Source organism: Streptomyces sp. NPDC014764, assembly GCF_043082785.1.
Classification (GTDB): Bacteria; Actinomycetota; Actinomycetes; order Streptomycetales; family Streptomycetaceae; genus Streptomyces; species Streptomyces althioticus.
On record NZ_JBIBXY010000001.1, the window covers coordinates 109,235 to 126,749 of the forward strand.

Consider the following 17,515-nt stretch of genomic DNA (forward strand, 5'->3'; position numbering starts at 1 on the left):
GTGCGGTCACACCTGTCCGCGCACGCCCTTGGCCAGCTCACCGGCGAGAGCGCGGACGGCCTCGACGCCCGCGGCGTCGTCGGGCGCGTCCAGCATCCGCTTCACGAAGGCGGAGCCGACGATCACCCCGTCGGCGAACCGGGCGACCTCCGCGGCCTGCGCCGGGGTGGAGACGCCGAGTCCGACGCAGACGGGGATGCCGGTGGTGGCGCGGGTGCGCCGCACCAGGTCCTCCGCCTGCGAGCTGACCGACTCACGGGTGCCGGTGACGCCCATGAGGGAGGCCGCGTAGACGAAGCCGCTGCCGGCCGCGGTGATCTCGGCGAGCCGCTCGTCCTTGCTGCTGGGCGCGACCACGAAGACCGTGGCCAGCCCGTGCTTGTCGGCGTGCTCGCGCCACAGGGCGGACTCCTGCACCGGCAGGTCGGGCAGGATGCACCCGGCGCCCCCGGCCTCCGCCAGCTCGGCGGTGAACCGCTCCACGCCGTAGCGGTCGATCGGGTTCCAGTACGTCATGACGAGGATCGGCGCCCCCGTGGCCGCGTGGGCCTCGCGCACCGTGCGCATCACGTCGGCGATGCGCACCCCGCCGCGCAGGGCGATGTCGTCGGCGGTCTGGATGACCGGGCCGTCCAGGACGGGGTCGCTGTGCGGCAGCCCCACCTCGACGACGTCGGCGCCGCCCTCGATCGCCGCCTTGACCGCCTCGATGCCGCCGTCCACGGTCGGGAACCCGGCCGGGAGGTAGGCGATCAGGGCGGACCGGCCCTCTTCCTTCGCCGCGGCGAGGGTGTCGCCCAGCAGCCGCACGTTTCCGCTCACTTGGCGTCCCCCTCGATCTCGGCGGTGCCGGAGGCGTTGTCCTCGACCTCGGCGTCCGTGTCGTACAGCCCGAAGTAGCGGGCCGCGGTGTCCATGTCCTTGTCGCCGCGCCCGGACAGGTTGACGACGATCAGCCCGTCCTTGCCCAGTTCCTTGCCGACCTCCAGGGCGCCGGCCAGGGCATGCGCGGACTCGATGGCCGGGATGATGCCCTCGGTGCGCGACAGCAGGCGCAGGGCCTGCATGGCGGCGTCGTCGGTGACCGCCCGGTACTCGCCGCGGCCGCTGTCCTTGAGGAAGGCGTGCTCGGGTCCGATGCCCGGGTAGTCCAGGCCGGCGGAGATCGAGTACGGCTCGGTGATCTGGCCCTCGTCGTCCTGGAGGACGTAGGAGCGGGAGCCGTGCAGGATGCCGGGCTCGCCGGCGGTGAGGGTGGCGGCGTGCTCACCGGTCTCGATGCCGTGTCCGGCGGGCTCGCAGCCGATGAGGCGGACATCCTCGTCGGGGATGAACGCGTGGAACAGGCCGATGGCGTTGGAGCCGCCGCCGACGCAGGCGATCGCGGCGTCGGGCAGCCGGCCGGCCTGCTCCAGCAGCTGGCGGCGGGCCTCCACGCCGATGACGCGGTGGAAGTCGCGGACCATCGCCGGGAAGGGGTGCGGGCCGGCGACGGTGCCGAACAGGTAGTGGGTGCGGTCGACGTTGGCGACCCAGTCGCGGAACGCCTCGTTGATGGCGTCCTTGAGGGTGCGGCTGCCGGACTTCACGGCGACGACCTCGGCGCCGAGCATCCGCATCCGGGCCACGTTGAGGGCCTGGCGCCGGGTGTCGATCTCGCCCATGTAGATCGTGCACTCGAGTCCGAACAGGGCGCAGGCGGTGGCGGTGGCCACGCCGTGCTGCCCGGCGCCGGTCTCGGCGATGACGCGGGTCTTGCCCATGCGCTTGGTGAGCAGGGCCTGGCCGAGCACGTTGTTGATCTTGTGCGAGCCGGTGTGGTTGAGGTCCTCGCGCTTGAGGAAGACGCGGGCGCCGCCGGCGTGCTCGGCGAAGCGGGGGACCTCGGTGAGGGCGCTGGGGCGGCCGGTGTAGTGCGCCAGGAGGTCGTCGAGCTCCCGGGCGAACTCGGGGTCGGACTTGGCCTTGTCGTACTCGACGGCGACCTCGTCCACGGCGGCGACGAGGGCCTCGGGGATGAACTTGCCGCCGAAGGCGCCGAAGTATCCCGCCGGGGAGGGGGTCTGCCCCTCCGGGTCGGGGATGAAGAAGGTGCTGGGCATGCGTGTACCTCACGGTGAGTGTGTGTGGACGACACTGAGCGCCGTGGGGGCGGGGTGGTTCGTCGGCCGCGGGCCGTCGTGGCTCGCCGCGCAGTTCCCCGCGCCCCTTGTCGGGGCGGGGGTTGTCAGGCCGCTGCGGGTCCGTCGTGGCTGGTCGCGCAGTTCCCCGCGCCCCTGGCGGGGCGCTGCCATCGCCTGCCGTTCACCTGGCCCGGTTCGTCGCCGATGACGTAACGGACCCTGCGGCCGTGGACCCGGCGGGCCGGGGCACGGCAGCCGCGGGGCCGGCAGCCTCGTGCGAGTCGGGAGAGCGTCATCGGGGATCAGCCTGCCGAGGTCTCAGCGGCCGTGCCGGAGGGCCGGGTGCTCGCCCGCGGCGACCAGGTCGGCGACCGCCGTCTTCGGGTCCTTGCCGGTCACCAGGGACTCGCCGACCAGGACGGCGTCCGCCCCGGCGTTGGCGTAGGCGATCAGGTCGTGCGGACCGCGCACGCCGGACTCGGCGACCCGCACGAGGTGCGCCGGGATCTCGGGGGCGACCCTCTCGAAGGTGCCGCGGTCGACCTCGAGGGTCTTCAGGTTGCGCGCGTTGACGCCGATGACCTTGGCGCCGGCGTCGACCGCCCGCTCCACCTCGTCCTCGTCGTGCACCTCGACCAGCGGGGTGAGGCCGATGGACTCGGCGCGCTCGATGAGCGACTCCAGGGCGGACTGCTCCAGGGCGGCCACGATCAGCAGCGCCAGGTCGGCGCCGTACGCGCGGGCCTCCCAGAGCTGGTACGAGGTGACGATGAAGTCCTTGCGCAGCACCGGGATGTCGACCTTGGCGCGGACGGCCTCCAGGTCGGCCAGCGAACCGCCGAACCGGCGCTGTTCGGTGAGGACGGAGATGACGGCGGCGCCGCCCGCCTCGTAGTCGGCGGCGAGGGCGGCCGGGTCGGCGATCGCGGCCAGCGCGCCCTTGGACGGGCTGGAGCGCTTGACCTCGCAGATCACCTTGACGCCGTCGCCGCGCAGGGCGGCCACGCCGTCCTTGGCGGCGGGCGCCTTGGCCGCGCGCTCCTTGAGCTCGTCGAGGCTGACGCGCGCCTGCCGCTCCGCGAGGTCGGCACGGACTCCGTCGATGATCTCGTCGAGCACACTCACGCGAGCGGCCCCCTTCCTGACGGTCGGGCTTGGCTGGTCCCTGCGATGGTATCCGGAGCAGGGCGAATGCCCCGCATCCGGCTGTGGCGACGTCCAGCACCTGGACGATCACCACTCGTTCACGGGTGCAGCCAGCCGCCGAACGGCGTGTTCCGCAGCAGCGTGAAGGCCAGCAGCAGGCCGCCGGCCGTCCACAGCACCGCGGGCGGCGGGTCCAGGCGCATCGGCCGGCCGCGCGCCGCGCGGGTCACCCAGACGGTCCACAGCACGGCGAAGGCGGCGTAGCCGAGGACGGCGGGGGCGTTGGCCTGGAGGGCGGCGGCGAGGTCGCCGTGGGCGACGGCGTGGGCGCTGCGCAGTCCGCCGCAGCCGGGGCAGTACAGGCCGGTGAGGCCGAGCAGCGGGCAGACCGGGTAGTGCCCGGGTTCGTTGGGGTCGACGGCGGCGACGTAGGCGAATGCCGCGGCCACGGCGGCGAGCAGGCCGACGGGCGCGGCCAGCCGGGCGGCCCGGCCGGGGACCGCGTGGGGGCTCGGTACGTTCACGGGAGGCATTGTCCCCCGGACGCACCTCGGGGGCGGCTCCGGCTCACGGCCGGACACCGCCCCCGTACGGAGTGGTCCGCGGGGCTCAGCCCTGGGCGCGGGCCGGCTCGCGGTCGCCGGTGGTCGCGTGCACCGGGTGGTCGCTCTTGGGCTGGCCCAGTCCCATCGAGCGCATGACGGCGCCGACCACGCCGCCGAGAACGACGACGCCCAGGCCGGCCCAGAAGCCCACGGGCCGGGCCATCACCATGAACGCGCCCGCGACGCAGAAACCGATGAAGGCGATGATGACACCGGTCCAGGCGGCCGGGGTGTGACCGTGGCTGCTGCCCGCCATTGCTTGCTCCTCGTTGCCGTGTGCGTGGGTGAGCGGGACGCTCGTCCCCATTGTCCCGCACACGCCGGGCCGCCGTGCGCCGGGGTCGGCCGTGGGCGGGTTGCGCGGCTCAGGCGCCGGTGGGGTCCTCACCTCGGTCGAGGGCCTTCCAGAGCTCCTCGGGGCGGTCCGGGTCGGCGGGGGCGGCCGCCCGGCGCGGACGAGGAGCGCCGTTGCGCTCGTAGCGGCCGGACATGGCGGGCCACAGGCGTCCGTAGCGCAGCGCGAGCAGTCCGGCGACCAGCAGCAGCAGTCCGCCGACGGCGGCGACGTACGGCCAGGCGGTGTGGGAGAGGGCGCCGACGGTCGCGGAGGCGTCCCCGGAGGCCTGCGCGGCCTTCTCGTCGAGGGCGGTGGAGTCGGACGCGCCGAGCAGCGCGGCGGCGACCGTGCCGGCCCCGGAGAGGGCGAGCACGGCGGAGACGGCGAGCCGTCCGGCACGGCGCACGGCGAAGACGGCGACCAGGGCGGCGAGCCCGACGACGGCGAGGGCGGCGGGCACGCCGGTGACGTCACTGCCCTGGGCGGTCAGCGGGAACGCGCCGCCGGCCACCGTCGCGGTGCCCTCCGACCACTCCTGCCGGGTGGCGAGCAGGGCCACGGCCGCGCCGAGGGCGCCGCTCAGCAGGGCGGCGGCGAGGCTCGTACGGCCGGTCCGGGAGGGGCCGGCGGGCTCGGAACGGGGGCTGGGTACGGCAGTCACGCCCTCCACTATGACCCCGTTCCCGGCCCGCGCGGCATCCGGGGGGCTGTGTCAGCCGTCACCCAGGCGGTTCGCGGTGTGCACGGCGCGCAGCACGGCGGCCGCCTTGTTGCGGCACTCGGTGTCCTCGGCGACCGGGTCGGAGTCGGCCACGATGCCCGCTCCGGCCTGCACGTACGCGGTGCCGTCGCGCAGCAGGGCGGTGCGGATGGCGATGGCCGTGTCGGAGTCCCCCGCGAAGTCGAGGTAGCCGACGCAGCCGCCGTACAGGCCGCGCCGGGACGGCTCCAGCTCGTCGATGATCTGCATCGCGCGGGGCTTGGGCGCACCGGAGAGGGTGCCTGCGGGGAAGCAGGCGGTGAGCACGTCGAAGGCGGTGCGGTCGGCGGCGACCCGTCCGGTGACGGTCGAGACGATGTGCATGACGTGCGAGTAGCGCTCGATCGACATGAAGTCGACGACCTCGACGGAGCCGGGTTCGCAGACCCGGCCGAGGTCGTTGCGCCCGAGGTCGACGAGCATCAGGTGCTCGGCGCGCTCCTTGGGGTCGGCGAGCAGCTCGTCGGCGAGCGCCTGGTCCTCCTGCGGGGTGGCGCCGCGGTGCCGGGTGCCGGCGATGGGGTGCACCATCGCCTGCCCGTCCTCCACCTTCACCAGCGCCTCGGGCGACGAGCCGGCCACGTCGAACCCGTCGAACCGGAAGAGGTACATGTACGGCGACGGGTTGGTGGCGCGCAGCACCCGGTAGACGTCCAGGGCGCTCGCCGTGCAGGGCGTCTCGAACCGCTGGGAGGGCACCACCTGGAAGGCCTCGCCGGCGCGGATGCGCTCCTTGACGTCCTCGACGGCCTCCTGGAAGTCGGGGCCGCCCCACAGCGCGGTGTAGTCGGGCAGCTCGGACGGCGGCAGCGCGGCCGGGGGCTGGGCGACCGGGCGGGCGAGGTCGGCCTCCATGGCGTCGAGGCGGGCCACGGCGTCCGCGTAGGCCTCGTCGACGCCGGTCTCCAGGTCGTTGTGGTTGATCGCGTTGGCGATCAGCCAGACGGAGCCCTCCCAGTGGTCCATGACGGCGAGGTCGCTGGTGAGCAGCATGGTCAGCTCGGGCAGCTTCAGGTCGTCCCGCTCGCCGGGGCCGATCTTCTCCAGGCGGCGCACGACGTCGTAGCCGAGGTAGCCGACCAGGCCGCCGGTGAAGGGCGGCAGGCCGAGGTCCTGGGCGAGGTCGCGCGGGGTGTGCAGGGTCTGGAGGGTGGCGCGCAGCGCGGCGAGCGGGTCGCCGTCGACGGGGACGCCGACCGGCGGGGTGCCCTCCCAGTGGGCCTGCCCGTCGCGCTCGGTGAGGGTGGCGGCGGACCGGACGCCGACGAAGGAATAGCGGGACCAGGACCTGCCTCCCCCAGTGCTGAACGCCTGGGAGGTGCCCCCATCCGCGGACTCCAGCAGGAAGGTGCCGGGGCGCTCGGCGGCGAGCTTGCGGTAGAGCGCCACCGGGGTGTCGCCGTCGGCGAGGAGCTTGCGGGTGACCGGGATGACCCGGCGGTCGGTGGCGAGCTTGCGGAACGTCTCGAGGTCCATGGCGGCAGACCCTACTGATCGCCGGCGGGCACGCCGGTACCGGCGTCCTTCAGCAGCACGTCGGCGTCGAAGCAGGTGCGGTCGCCGGTGTGGCAGGCGGCGCCCACCTGGTCGACCTTGACCAGCACGGTGTCGGCGTCGCAGTCCAGGGCGACCGACTTCACCCACTGGAAGTGCCCGGAGGTGTCGCCCTTGACCCAGTACTCCTGGCGGCTGCGCGACCAGTAGGTGCAGCGGCCGGTGGTGAGGGTGCGGTGCAGCGCCTCGTCGTCCATCCAGCCCAGCATCAGCACCTCCCCGGTGTCGTACTGCTGGGCGATCGCGGGGAGGAGGCCGTCCGGGGTGCGCTTGAGGCGCGCGGCGATCTCGGGGTCGAGGCTGCTGGGCCGGGGCTGGCTGGTCATGGGAACCATTGTGCCGCGCGCCCCCGGTCCCCCTGCGCGGTCGTCCACTGTCCGGACGGGACGGCCCGCCGTAGGCTGGCTTGCATGTCGACCCATGCCAAGCGTGAACGGCTCCTCCTGGCCGACCTGCTGGAGACCGCGGGCCCGGAGGCCCCCACCCTCTGCGAGGGCTGGACCACCCGGGACCTGGCCGCGCACGTGGTGGTGCGCGAGCGCCGTCCGGACGCGGCGGGCGGCCTCCTGGTGAAGCAGCTGGCGTCGCGTCTGGAGCGGGTGACGGCGGAGTTCCTCGCGAAGCCGTACGACGAGCTGATCGGGCTGATCCGTACCGGACCGCCGCGCTTCTCGCCCTTCTCGCTCAAGCAGGTCGACGAGATGTCGAACGTGATCGAGTTCTACGTCCACGCCGAGGACGTGCGCCGGGCGCAGCCGGACTGGACGCCGCGCGAGCTGGACCCGGTGTTCCAGGACGCCCTCTGGTCGCGGCTCGAGCGCTCGGCGAGGCTGATGGGCCGCGGGGTGCCTACCGGTCTGGTGCTGCGCCGCCCGGACGGGCAGACGGCGGTGGCGCGCCGCGGGGCGCCGGTGGTGACGGTGACCGGGGAGCCGTCCGAGCTGGTGATGTTCGCGTACGGCCGGCAGGGCGCCGCGAAGGTGGAGCTGGAGGGCGACGAGAACGCGATCGCCCAGCTGCGCGCCACCAAGCAGCTCGGCATCTGATCGGCTCCGCTCCGGAAAGGCACGGCTCGTGATCAAGGTCGCCATGACGAGTGTGTACGTGGAGGACGTGGCCAAGGCGCACGCCTTCTACACCGGGGTGCTCGGCTTCGAGACCCGCACCCATGTGGACCCGGGCGGCGGCTCGCCGTTCGTCACGGTGGGGGCGCGCGAGGGCGCCCAGCCGGATCTGGAACTGCTGCTGGAGCCGGGCGACGGGCCGATCGCGGAGCCCTACCGCCGCGCGGTGCGCGAGGCGGGGCTGCCGTCGATCGTGTTCTCGGTGGACGACCTGCGCGCGGAGTTCGAGCGGCTGCGCGGGGAGGGCGTCCACTTCGTCCGGGAGCCGGAGAAGCAGGGCCCGGTGCTGACCGCGCTGCTGGACGACACGGTCGGCAACCTGATCCAGCTCACGCAGCCGCTCGGCTGAGGCTCACCGCACCGGGTGGCCGGCGTCCCTGAGGGTCTGCTTGACCTCGCCTATGCGCAGGTCGCCGAAGTGGAACACCGAGGCGGCCAGCACCGCGTCCGCGCCGGCTGCGACGGCGGGCGGGAAGTCGGCGAGCTTGCCGGCGCCTCCGGAGGCGATCACCGGGACCGTGACGTGCTTGCGCACGGCGGCGATCATCTCCAGGTCGTAGCCGTCCTTGGTGCCGTCGGCGTCCATGGAGTTCAGCAGGATCTCGCCGGCGCCCAGCTCGGCGGCGCGGTGCGCCCACTCGACGGCGTCGATGCCGGTGCCGCGGCGGCCGCCGTGCGTGGTGACCTCGAAGGTCCCGCCCTCGGTGCGCCGGGCGTCGACCGAGAGGACGAGCACCTGGCGGCCGAACCGCTCGGCGATCTCCCGGATGAGGTCGGGCCGGGCGATGGCGGCGGTGTTCACGCCCACCTTGTCGGCGCCGGCCCGCAGCAGCTTGTCGACGTCCTCGGCGGTGCGCACGCCGCCGCCCACGGTGAGCGGGATGAACACCTGCTCGGCGGTGCGGCGGACCACGTCGTAGGTGGTCTCGCGGTTGCCGGAGGACGCGGTGATGTCCAGGAACGTCAGCTCGTCGGCGCCCTCGGCGTCGTACACCTTCGCCATCTCGACGGGGTCGCCCGCGTCGCGCAGGTTCTGGAAGTTGACGCCCTTGACGACCCGGCCGCCGTCCACGTCCAGGCAGGGAATGACTCGGACCGCCAGGGTCATGAATCCACGGCTCCTCTGAATGCTTCGAGTTCCACTGAGACCAGTACGCGCGAGTCGACGAAGCCCTCGACCACCAGCAGCGTGGTGACCGGCCGGACCGCGTCGAACAGCTCCTTGTGCGCGCGGCAGGCCGCGTCGACGTCCCGCGCGTGGGCGAGATGGATACGGGTGCGGATCACGGACCCGGCGTCGAGCCCGAACTCCGCGACCGCCTCCAGCGCGCTTGTGAAGGCCGCCTTGGCCTGTTCGTACGGGTCGCCCTCCCCGTACAGCACGTCGCCCCGGAACGCGGTGGTGCCCCCGACCAGGACGAGGTCGCCGGCCGCGACGGCGCGCGCCGAGCCGAGGGTGTCCTCCCAGGGGTTCCCGCTCTGCACGCGCCGCACGGCTTCCGACGTCATCGGGACACAGCCTCCAGGGCCTCTTCCAGGGTGAACGCCTTGGCGTACAGGGCCTTGCCGACGATGGAGCCCTCGACGCCGAGCGGCACCAGCTCGGCGATCGCCCGCAGGTCGTCCAGCGAGGACACCCCGCCGGAGGCGACGACGGGGCGGTCGGTGGCGGCGCAGACGTTCTTCAGCAGCTCCAGGTTGGGGCCCTGCAGGGTGCCGTCCTTGGCGATGTCGGTGACGACGTAGCGGGCGCAGCCCTCCTTGTCGAGACGGTCCAGCGTCTCGTAGAGGTCGCCGCCGTCGCGGGTCCAGCCGCGGCCGCGCAGGGTGGTGCCGCGCACGTCGAGGCCGACGGCGATCTTGTCCCCGTGCTCGGCGATGACCTTGGCGACCCACTCGGGGGTCTCCAGGGCGGCCGTGCCGAGGTTGACGCGGGTGCAGCCGGTGGCGAGGGCGGCGGCGAGGGTGTCGTCGTCGCGGATGCCGCCGGACAGCTCCACCTTGATGTCCATCGCCCTGGTGACCTCCGCGATCAGCTCGCGGTTGTCGCCGGTGCCGAACGCGGCGTCCAGGTCGACCAGGTGCAGCCACTCGGCGCCGGAGCGCTGCCAGGCGAGCGCGGCCTCCAGCGGCGAGCCGTAGGAGGTCTCGGTGCCGGACTCGCCGTGCACGAGGCGGACGGCCTGGCCGTCGCGGACGTCGACGGCGGGGAGGAGTTCGAGGGTGGCCATGTCTCTACAGGGTTCCGATCCAGTTGGTGAGGAGCTGGGCGCCGGCGTCGCCGGACTTCTCGGGGTGGAACTGGGTGGCCCACAGGGAGCCGTTCTCCACGGCGGCCACGAAGGGCTTGCCGTGGGTGGTCCAGGTGACGAGCGGGGGCCGCATCGCCGCGTTGGTGACCTCGAACGACCAGTCGTGGACGGCGTAGGAGTGCACGAAGTAGAAGCGCGCGTCGTCGTCCAGGCCGGAGAACAGCCGGGAGTCCTCGGGGGCGTCCACCGTGTTCCAGCCCATGTGGGGGACGACGTCGGCCTGGAGCGGCTCGACGGAGCCGGGCCACTCGTCGAGGCCCTCCGCCTCGACGCCGTGCTCGATGCCGCGGGCGAAGAGGATCTGCATGCCGACGCAGATGCCCATGACGGGGCGGCCGCCGGCCAGACGGCGGTCGACGATCCAGTCGCCGCGGGCCTCCTTGAGGCCCTTCATGCAGGCGGCGAAGGCGCCGACGCCGGGCACCAGCAGCCCGTCGGCGTTCATCGCCGTGTCGAAGTCGCGGGTGATCTCGACGTCGGCCCCGGCGCGCGCGAGGGCGCGCTCGGCGGAGCGGACGTTGCCGAAGCCGTAGTCGAAGACCACGACCTTCCTGGTGGTGCTCAAGGTCTCACACCTCCATCTGCAGCAGGCCCGTGACGATGCACAGCGCGGCGCCGACGGACATCAGCGTGATCAGGCTCGTGGGCATCTTCTGCTTGACGAAGGAGATGATCCCTCCGACGAAGAACAGGCCGACGACGATCAGGACGGTGGACAGTCCGTTCATGGTCTACAGCGCGCCCTTCGTGGAGGGCAGGATGCCGGCCGCGCGCGGGTCGCGCTCGGAGGCGTAGCGCAGGGCCCGGGCGAGGGCCTTGAACTGGCACTCCACGATGTGGTGGGCGTTGCGCCCGTAGGGCACGTGCACGTGCAGGGCGATCTGCGCCTGGGCGACGAAGGACTCGAGGATGTGCCGGGTCATCGTCACGTCGTAGGAGCCGATCATCGGCGCCATGTTCTCGGGCTCGGTGTGCACGAGGTAGGGGCGGCCGGAGAGGTCGACGGTGACCTGGGCGAGGGACTCGTCCAGCGGGACCGTGCAGTTGCCGAAGCGGTAGATGCCCACCTTGTCGCCGAGCGCCTGCTTGAAGGCGGCGCCGAGCGCGAGGGCGGTGTCCTCGATGGTGTGGTGGGAGTCGATGTGGAGGTCGCCCTCGGTCTTCACCGTGAGGTCGAACAGACCGTGCCGGCCGAGCTGGTCGAGCATGTGGTCGTAGAAGCCGACCCCGGTGGAGATCTCGGTCTTCCCGGTGCCGTCGAGGTCGATCTCGACGAGCACGGAGGTTTCCTTGGTGGTGCGTTCCACGCGTCCTACGCGGGTCATGCGCTGTGCTCCTTCTTGATCTCACGTACCGCGTCGAGGAACGCGTCGTTCTCGGCCGGGGTGCCCGCGGTGACCCGCAGCCATCCCGGTACGCCGTTGTCCCGGACCAGGACGCCCCGGTCGAGGATCTGCCGCCATACGGCGTGGGAGTCCTGGAAGCGGCCGAACTGGACGAAGTTGGCGTCGGAGTCGGTCACCTCGTAGCCCAGGGAGCGCAGTGCGGCGACCAGCCGGTCGCGCTCCGCCTTCAGCTGCTCGACGTAGCCGAGCAGGGTGTCGGTGTGCTCCAGCGCGGCCAGCGCGGTCGCCTGGGTGACCGCCGACAGGTGGTACGGCAGCCGCACCAGCTGGACGGCGTCGACGACGGCGGGGTGCGCGGCCAGGTAGCCGAGGCGCAGTCCGGCGGCGCCGAACGCCTTGGACATGGTGCGGGAGACGACCAGGTGGGGGCGTCCGTCGAGCATGGGCAGCAGCGAGTCGCCGTGGCTGAACTCCACGTACGCCTCGTCGACGACCACGATGGACGGCTTCGCGGCCTGCGCGGCGTCGTACAGGGCGCGCACCGCGTCGGCGGGGACCGCGTTGCCGGTGGGGTTGTTGGGGGTGGTGACGAAGACGACGTCGGGCCGGTGCTCGGCGACCGCCTTCTCGGCGGCGGGCAGGTCGAGGGAGAAGTCGTCGCCCCGCGGGCCGGAGATCCAGCCGGTGCCGGTGCCGCGCGCGATCAGGCCGTGCATCGAGTACGACGGCTCGAAGCCGAGCGCGCTGCGGCCGGGTCCGCCGAAGGTCTGCAGCAGCTGCTGGATGACCTCGTTGGAGCCGTTGGCCGCCCACACGTTCTCCAGGGCGACCGGGTGGCCGGTGGTCTTCGTCAGGTATTCGGCCAGCCCGGTGCGCAGCTCGACCGCGTCCCGGTCGGGGTAGCGGTTGAGGTGCCGGGCGGCCTCGCGGACCCGCTCGGCGATCCGCTCGACCAGCGGCTCGGGCAGCGGGTAGGGGTTCTCGTTGGTGTTGAGCCGTACGGGGACGTCCAGCTGGGGCGCGCCGTAGGGGGACTTGCCGCGCAGCTCGTCCCGCACGGGGAGGTCGTCGATGCTCACGTCGCTCACTTGTTCTCGGGCACCTTCCAGCCGAACCTGGCCTTGATCGCCGCGCCGTGCGCGGGCAGGTCCTCCGCCTCCGCCAGCGTCACCACGGTGTGCGCGACCTCGGCCAGCGCGTCCTCGGTGTAGTCGACGATGTGGATGCCGCGCAGGAAGGACTGCACGGACAGGCCCGAGGAGTGGCAGGCGCAGCCGCCGGTGGGCAGCACGTGGTTGGATCCTGCCGCGTAGTCGCCGAGGGAGACCGGGGACCAGGGACCGACGAACACCGCGCCCGCGTTGCGCACCCGGCCGGCGACCGCGGCGGCGTCGGCGGTCTGGATCTCCAGGTGCTCGGCGCCGTAGGCGTCGACCACCCGCAGGCCCTCCTCGACGCCGTCGACCAGGACGATCGCGGACTGGCGGCCGGCGAGGGCCGGCGCGATCCGCTCCTCGACGTGCTTGCTGGCCTCGACCTGCGGCTTCAGCTCCTTCTCGACCGCGTCCGCGAGGTCCGCGGAGTCGGTGACGAGGACGGCGGCGGCCAGCGGGTCGTGCTCGGCCTGGCTGATCAGGTCGGCGGCGACGTGCACCGGGTCGGCCGTGGAGTCCGCGAGGATCGCGATCTCCGTCGGGCCTGCCTCGGCGTCGATGCCGATCTTCCCGGTGAAGTAGCGCTTGGCGGCGGCGACCCAGATGTTGCCGGGGCCGGTCACCATGTTCGCGGGCGGGCAGGACCCGGTGCCGTACGCGAACATCGCGACGGCGGTGGCGCCGCCGGCCGCGTACACCTCGTCGACGCCGAGCAGCGCGCACGCGGCGAGGATCGTCGGGTGCGGCAGCCCGCCGAACTCGGCCTGGGCCGGGGAGGCGAGCGCGACCGACGGGACGCCGGCCTCCTGGGCGGGCACCGCGTTCATGATCACGGAGGACGGGTAGACGGACCGGCCGCCGGGCGCGTACAGCCCGACGCGGTCGACGGGGACCCACTTCTCGGTGACCGTGCCACCGGGGACGACCTGCGTGGTGTGGGTGGTGCGGCGCTGCGCGCGGTGGACGAGGCGGGCCCGGCGGATCGACTCCTCCAGGGCGGCGCGCACGGCCGGGTCGAGCTCCTCCAGCGCGCGTTCCAGCGCGGCGGCGGGCACCCGGACCTGGTCGAGCTTCACACCGTCGAAGCGCTCGGCGAAGTCGATCAGCGCCGCGTCGCCCCGATGATGCACGTCCTCGCAGATGGGCCGCACCTTCTCCAGGGCGGCCGCGACGTCGAAGTCGGCACGGGGCAGCAGGTCACGCAGGGCGGGGCCCTCGGGGAGGGCGTCGCCGCGCAGGTCGATTCGCGAGATCACGTGCTCAATTCTCTCAGACCCGTCCCGGACCACGTCCGCCTGTTCCAGTGGCTGATACTTCACCCTTCTCGTGACGGTCCGCACTCGTTTTCAACATCTTCTTCACTTTCCGTGTTCAGCACGTCACCGTACCGGGCATGAACGGCTGTACGAAGCGATGAACCCGTGAGTAATGAGGAGGAGGGGAGTCCCGTGGCCGAGGGGGTGGGACCGCGCGACGGCGATCCGCCGGAGGACCTGACCGCCGCGGAGGCGGGCATGTGGCAGGCCTTCCGCAACGGCAGCGTGTACGACCTGAGCTGCGGCGACACGGTGGTCGACGACCCGCACGGAGGACACCCCTGGGGACCCGAGCGCACGGTGCGGGCCCGGGTGGTCTGCTGGCTGCTGCTGGACGGCCCGCCCGCGCTGGCCGGCCGCGTCTCCTCGCTGAAGCTGGTCGGGGTGCGGATCAGCGGCCCGCTGGACCTCGCCGGGGGCACGGTCGAGCCGTACGTGGAGATGCGCGGCTGCCGCTTCGAGCGGGACGTGCTGCTGCCGGAGGCGCGGTTCACGACGATGCGGCTGGTGGACTGCTCCGTACCCCGGCTGGAGGCCGCCCGGCTGCACACCGAGGGCGATCTGCACCTGCCTCGCTGCCGCTTCCTCGGCGGCATACGGCTCACCGACGCCCGGATCGGCACGGACCTGCTGCTCAACCAGGCGGTGGTGCACCGCGACCGCAGCGGCCGCTCCATAGCCGGGGACGGGATGAACGTCGGCCAGGACCTCCAGGCGGAGATGCTCGAGTCGTACGGCGAGCTGAGCCTGCGCGGCGCGACCATCGGCGTCTCGCTGAGCCTGCGCGGCGCACGGCTGGTCAACCCTCGCGCCCGGCTCGCGCTGAACGCGCCGCAGCTGACCGTGGAGCGCTCGCTGTACCTGACCCCGGCCGGGGTGGGGTCACAGGCCCGCAGCGGCATGACGCCCGCGCAGGGCACGCGCATCCAGCGGTTCGAGTGCGAGGGCGGGATCCGGCTGGACGACGGGCGGTTCGGGGACGCGGTCGACTTCGAGGGCGCCGAGTTCACCCTCACCGACGAGCAGGAGCTGACGCTGCGCCGGGTACAGACGCCGGAGCTGCGGTTCCTCGGGCAGCGGCCGGCGCGCGGCCGGGTGGTGCTGTCGGGGGCGCGCGTGGTGAACCTGATGGACCGGGCAGACAGCTGGCCGGGCCCGGGACGGCTGCACATGGGCGGCTTCACCTACGAGAACCTGGTGCCGCGCGGCCCGTTCCCGCTGGCGCTGCGGCTGCGCTGGGTGGACGCGGCGAGCGCCGAGTACACCCCGGAGCCGTACGAGCGGCTGGCCGCCGTCCTGCGGGAGAGCGGGGCGGACGAGGACGCCCGTGAGGTGTTGCTGGCCAAGCAGCGGCGGCGCCGCGAGAGCCTGCCGCTCGCCGCGAAGCTGTGGGGGTACGCGCAGGACTGGACGGTCGCCTACGGATACCGCCCGGGCCGGGCCGCGGTGTGGATGGCGGTGCTGTGGGCGGCCGGCTCGGTGGCCTTCGCGCGGGCGGACCACCCGCCGCTGAAGGCGGGCGAGCACCCGGACTGGAACCCGGCGCTGTTCGCGCTGGACCTGCTGCTCCCGGTGATCGACCTGGGCCAGGTGGGCTTCTGGCAGCTGCGCGGCGGCTGGCAGTGGCTGTCGGCGGCGTTCATCCTCCTGGGCTGGATCCTGGCGACCACGGTGGCAGCGGGCGCGACCCGCACCTTGCGCCGCACGTAGGCGCGGCATCCCCGGGTGGCGCGGGGAACTGCGCGACTCCGCCCGGGCACGGGGCCGGTGTGACAGGGGTGGCCCACGACACCCGACGCGCCCCGAGCGGCCCGCGTTTTTACCGCCCTTTGACCAACCCCCGTACAACTTTCCACAACTTCCGCGTGGACCCTGGCGCACCCATGACCTGCGGTCTTTCAATGGTCGACACCATGGCTCTGCTGCACGCGTTCACCCGCACGTCCCGGGCGCGGGGCAGGCGGACGGGCGCCCCTCCGCCCCCCGCCCAGGCCGTGCTGCCCGCCGACGACGAGGTCCTCCTCGACGCACCGGACGACGCCCTCGGGCGCGCCCTGGTGGGAGCCGCCGCCGGAGACCCCGCCCCGGCCGCCGAACTGCTCGTCGCCACCCGCCGCCGCGCCGCCTGGGAGCACCGCGACCGCTACGTACGCCGGCTCGCCGCGTTCGCGCGGTCGCGGCCCGGGTGGCTGGACGCCTGGCGCGCCCGCGCCCCGCGCGACCCGGACGCGCTCCTGGTGGACGCCCAGCGCGCGGTGGACCGGGTCTGGGACTCCCCGGCCCGCGCCGAGCTGCTCCGCGAGGTGAGCCCGCTGATCACCGCCGCCGCCCGCGCCGACCACCGCGACCCGGTGCCCTGGCGGCTGGCCCTGGACCACGCGCGCGGCGCGCGGGCCGGACACACGTACTTCGAGGAGCTGTGGGAGGCGGCGGTGCGCCGCGCCCCGCACCACCACGGCTGCCATGTGGCGGCCCTGCGCTATCTGGCGTCCTCCTGGCACGGCTCGCACCGTGAGTGCTTCGACTTCGCCGAGACGGCCGCGCAGGACGCTCCGGAGGGCTCGCTCACCCAGGCGCTGCCGCTGCGTGCGGCGTTCGGCTATCTCACCGACGGCTGCGGCCCGGCGGTCGAGCGGGCGCGGCTGGACGCGGCGGCCGACCGGGCGGCCGCCCTGTCCGCGCGGCTGCCGTCGGCCCAGCCGTGGCCGGCGGAGCTGCGCAACCTCCTCGCCCACGTCCTGGTCCGGCTCGGGCGGCGGCGGGACGCGCTGGAGCAGTTCCGGCTGACCGGCCCGTACGCCACCTCGTTCCCCTGGGACCGGGACGCCGACGACCCGCTCGGGCGCTTCCTGGAGGTCCGTCAGGAAGTGCTGCATACCGTCGCGTCGGGCTCCGAATCCCCCGGACCCGACGCCTCCGGCGCCCGGTCCGGGCGTCCGGGGAGCGAACGGCGCGGACGGCCGGAGCCCCGCGACCATTAGGCTCTTGCGACGTGACCACCGTCCGGCTTCCGCTCTTCCCCCTGAACACGGTGCTGTTCCCGGGGCTCGTGCTCCCGCTCAACATCTTCGAGGAGCGTTATCGCGCCATGATGCGCGAGCTGCTCAAGACCCCGGAGGACGAGCCACGGCAGTTCGCCGTGGTGGCGATCCGGGACGGCCACGAGGTGGCGCCGAGCGCCCCTGGGCTGCCCGACCCCACGGCCGTGCCCGAGCGGGGCCCTGCGGCCGGCTTCGGCGGGGACCCGCTGCAGGCGTTCCACAAGGTGGGGTGCATCGCCGACGCGGCGACGATCAGGGAGCGGCCCGACGGCACCTTCGAGGTACTGGCGACCGGCACGACCCGGGTGCGGCTGCTGTCGGTGGACGCCTCCGGTCCCTACCTCACGGCCGAGCTGGAGCCGCTGGAGGAGGACCCGGGCGACGAGGCGGGGCCGCTGGCGGAGGGTGTGCTGCGGGCGTTCCGGCAGTACCAGAAGCGGCTGGCGGGGGCCCGGGAGCGGTCGCTGACCTCGGACGCAGAGCTGCCGGACGAGCCCAGCGTGGTGTCGTACCTGGTCGCCGCCGCGATGATGCTGGACACGCCGACGCGGCAGCGGCTGCTCCAGGCGCCGGACACCGCGTCCCGGCTGCGCGACGAGCTGAAACTGCTTCGCACGGAGACGGCGATCATCCGTAGTCTTCCGTCGTTGCCCGCGTCGGAGCTGACGCGGGCGCCGACGAGTCTCAACTGACGCGT

22 protein-coding genes are annotated in these 17,515 nt (G+C 73.4%); 5 read left to right on the forward strand and 17 right to left on the reverse strand.

The genetic code is table 11. From position 1 onward, the window contains the following. Positions 1 to 6 precede the first annotated feature (6 nt). The 9 genes from trpA to hisI form a co-directional block, all read right to left on the reverse strand. On the reverse strand, positions 7 to 822 hold the full coding sequence (trpA, locus tag ACF1AG_RS00470) for a tryptophan synthase subunit alpha (RefSeq protein ID WP_359601298.1): 816 nt from the start codon (positions 820 to 822) through the stop codon (positions 7 to 9). Next, on the reverse strand, positions 819 to 2,102 hold the full coding sequence (gene trpB / locus ACF1AG_RS00475; RefSeq protein ID WP_359601299.1) for a tryptophan synthase subunit beta: 1,284 nt from the start codon (positions 2,100 to 2,102) through the stop codon (positions 819 to 821). The genes trpA and trpB overlap by 4 nt, the downstream gene beginning before the upstream one ends. Positions 2,103 to 2,227: 125 nt before the next feature. Continuing rightward, complete coding sequence (trpM, locus tag ACF1AG_RS00480; protein WP_387794731.1) at positions 2,228 to 2,419, reverse strand: tryptophan biosynthesis modulator TrpM; 192 nt, start codon at positions 2,417 to 2,419, stop codon at positions 2,228 to 2,230. Positions 2,420 to 2,441: 22 nt separating this feature from the next. Further along, entirely contained in the window at positions 2,442 to 3,248 is an 807-nt protein-coding gene (gene trpC, locus ACF1AG_RS00485) for an indole-3-glycerol phosphate synthase TrpC (RefSeq protein WP_033273045.1), read from the reverse strand. A gap of 119 nt (positions 3,249 to 3,367) precedes the next feature. Then, positions 3,368 to 3,802 (reverse strand): DUF2752 domain-containing protein, encoded by a 435-nt coding sequence (locus ACF1AG_RS00490; RefSeq protein WP_359601300.1) that lies wholly within the window; start codon positions 3,800 to 3,802, stop codon positions 3,368 to 3,370. A gap of 76 nt (positions 3,803 to 3,878) precedes the next feature. Beyond that, the gene (locus ACF1AG_RS00495; protein WP_359601301.1) at positions 3,879 to 4,130 is read right to left on the reverse strand and encodes an HGxxPAAW family protein; all 252 of its coding nucleotides are present in this window, start codon (positions 4,128 to 4,130) and stop codon (positions 3,879 to 3,881) included. Between the two features lie 109 nt (positions 4,131 to 4,239). Then, positions 4,240 to 4,881, reverse strand: a complete 642-nt coding sequence (locus tag ACF1AG_RS00500; protein WP_359601302.1) for a TIGR02234 family membrane protein — start codon at positions 4,879 to 4,881, stop codon at positions 4,240 to 4,242. 42 nt (positions 4,882 to 4,923) lie between these two features. After that, positions 4,924 to 6,447: an anthranilate synthase component I gene (locus ACF1AG_RS00505; RefSeq protein ID WP_391809146.1), complete on the reverse strand. Its 1,524-nt coding sequence runs from the start codon at positions 6,445 to 6,447 to the stop codon at positions 4,924 to 4,926. An 11-nt stretch (positions 6,448 to 6,458) separates the two neighbouring features. After that, positions 6,459 to 6,860: a phosphoribosyl-AMP cyclohydrolase gene (hisI, locus tag ACF1AG_RS00510; RefSeq protein ID WP_387794729.1), complete on the reverse strand. Its 402-nt coding sequence runs from the start codon at positions 6,858 to 6,860 to the stop codon at positions 6,459 to 6,461. Between the two features lie 75 nt (positions 6,861 to 6,935). Here hisI and ACF1AG_RS00515 point away from each other — a divergent pair, with 75 nt between their 5' ends. Both ACF1AG_RS00515 and ACF1AG_RS00520 read left to right on the forward strand, forming a co-directional pair. Then, on the forward strand, positions 6,936 to 7,571 hold the full coding sequence (locus ACF1AG_RS00515) for a TIGR03085 family metal-binding protein (protein ID WP_359747481.1): 636 nt from the start codon (positions 6,936 to 6,938) through the stop codon (positions 7,569 to 7,571). Between the two features lie 28 nt (positions 7,572 to 7,599). Continuing rightward, positions 7,600 to 7,998 (forward strand): VOC family protein, encoded by a 399-nt coding sequence (locus ACF1AG_RS00520; RefSeq protein ID WP_359601306.1) that lies wholly within the window; start codon positions 7,600 to 7,602, stop codon positions 7,996 to 7,998. A gap of 3 nt (positions 7,999 to 8,001) precedes the next feature. Here the strand turns inward: ACF1AG_RS00520 and hisF are convergent, their stop codons facing one another. The 8 genes from hisF to hisD are packed head-to-tail and all read right to left on the reverse strand — an operon-like array spanning position 8,002 to position 13,717. Beyond that, positions 8,002 to 8,757: an imidazole glycerol phosphate synthase subunit HisF gene (hisF, locus tag ACF1AG_RS00525; protein WP_048456856.1), complete on the reverse strand. Its 756-nt coding sequence runs from the start codon at positions 8,755 to 8,757 to the stop codon at positions 8,002 to 8,004. Further along, on the reverse strand, positions 8,754 to 9,158 hold the full coding sequence (locus ACF1AG_RS00530; RefSeq protein WP_359601307.1) for a Rid family hydrolase: 405 nt from the start codon (positions 9,156 to 9,158) through the stop codon (positions 8,754 to 8,756). The genes hisF and ACF1AG_RS00530 overlap by 4 nt, the downstream gene beginning before the upstream one ends. Then, the gene (gene priA / locus ACF1AG_RS00535) at positions 9,155 to 9,880 is read right to left on the reverse strand and encodes a bifunctional 1-(5-phosphoribosyl)-5-((5-phosphoribosylamino)methylideneamino)imidazole-4-carboxamide isomerase/phosphoribosylanthranilate isomerase PriA (RefSeq protein WP_359601308.1); all 726 of its coding nucleotides are present in this window, start codon (positions 9,878 to 9,880) and stop codon (positions 9,155 to 9,157) included. Before priA ends, ACF1AG_RS00530 begins: the two co-directional genes overlap by 4 nt. 4 nt (positions 9,881 to 9,884) lie before the next feature. Continuing rightward, complete coding sequence (gene hisH, locus ACF1AG_RS00540) at positions 9,885 to 10,526, reverse strand: imidazole glycerol phosphate synthase subunit HisH (protein ID WP_359601309.1); 642 nt, start codon at positions 10,524 to 10,526, stop codon at positions 9,885 to 9,887. A gap of 4 nt (positions 10,527 to 10,530) precedes the next feature. Next, the gene (locus ACF1AG_RS00545; RefSeq protein WP_033273033.1) at positions 10,531 to 10,689 is read right to left on the reverse strand and encodes a hypothetical protein; all 159 of its coding nucleotides are present in this window, start codon (positions 10,687 to 10,689) and stop codon (positions 10,531 to 10,533) included. A 3-nt stretch (positions 10,690 to 10,692) separates the two neighbouring features. Continuing rightward, entirely contained in the window at positions 10,693 to 11,286 is a 594-nt protein-coding gene (gene hisB, locus ACF1AG_RS00550; RefSeq protein WP_033273032.1) for an imidazoleglycerol-phosphate dehydratase HisB, read from the reverse strand. Continuing rightward, complete coding sequence (locus ACF1AG_RS00555; protein WP_359747485.1) at positions 11,283 to 12,395, reverse strand: histidinol-phosphate transaminase; 1,113 nt, start codon at positions 12,393 to 12,395, stop codon at positions 11,283 to 11,285. Before ACF1AG_RS00555 ends, hisB begins: the two co-directional genes overlap by 4 nt. Continuing rightward, the gene (hisD, locus tag ACF1AG_RS00560; protein ID WP_359601311.1) at positions 12,392 to 13,717 is read right to left on the reverse strand and encodes a histidinol dehydrogenase; all 1,326 of its coding nucleotides are present in this window, start codon (positions 13,715 to 13,717) and stop codon (positions 12,392 to 12,394) included. Before hisD ends, ACF1AG_RS00555 begins: the two co-directional genes overlap by 4 nt. Before the next feature lie 192 nt (positions 13,718 to 13,909). On the opposite strand from hisD, the gene ACF1AG_RS00565 reads away from it, so the two are divergent. The 3 genes from ACF1AG_RS00565 to ACF1AG_RS00575 all read left to right on the forward strand — a co-directional run bounded on the left by ACF1AG_RS00565 (position 13,910) and on the right by ACF1AG_RS00575 (position 17,510). After that, entirely contained in the window at positions 13,910 to 15,487 is a 1,578-nt protein-coding gene (locus ACF1AG_RS00565; RefSeq protein WP_359601312.1) for an oxidoreductase, read from the forward strand. Positions 15,488 to 15,678: 191 nt separating this feature from the next. Beyond that, complete coding sequence (locus ACF1AG_RS00570; protein WP_359601313.1) at positions 15,679 to 16,758, forward strand: hypothetical protein; 1,080 nt, start codon at positions 15,679 to 15,681, stop codon at positions 16,756 to 16,758. Between the two features lie 11 nt (positions 16,759 to 16,769). Next, a complete protein-coding gene (locus ACF1AG_RS00575) occupies positions 16,770 to 17,510 on the forward strand; it encodes an LON peptidase substrate-binding domain-containing protein (RefSeq protein ID WP_359601314.1) in 741 nt (246 codons plus the stop codon). Positions 17,511 to 17,515: the final 5 nt, after the last annotated feature.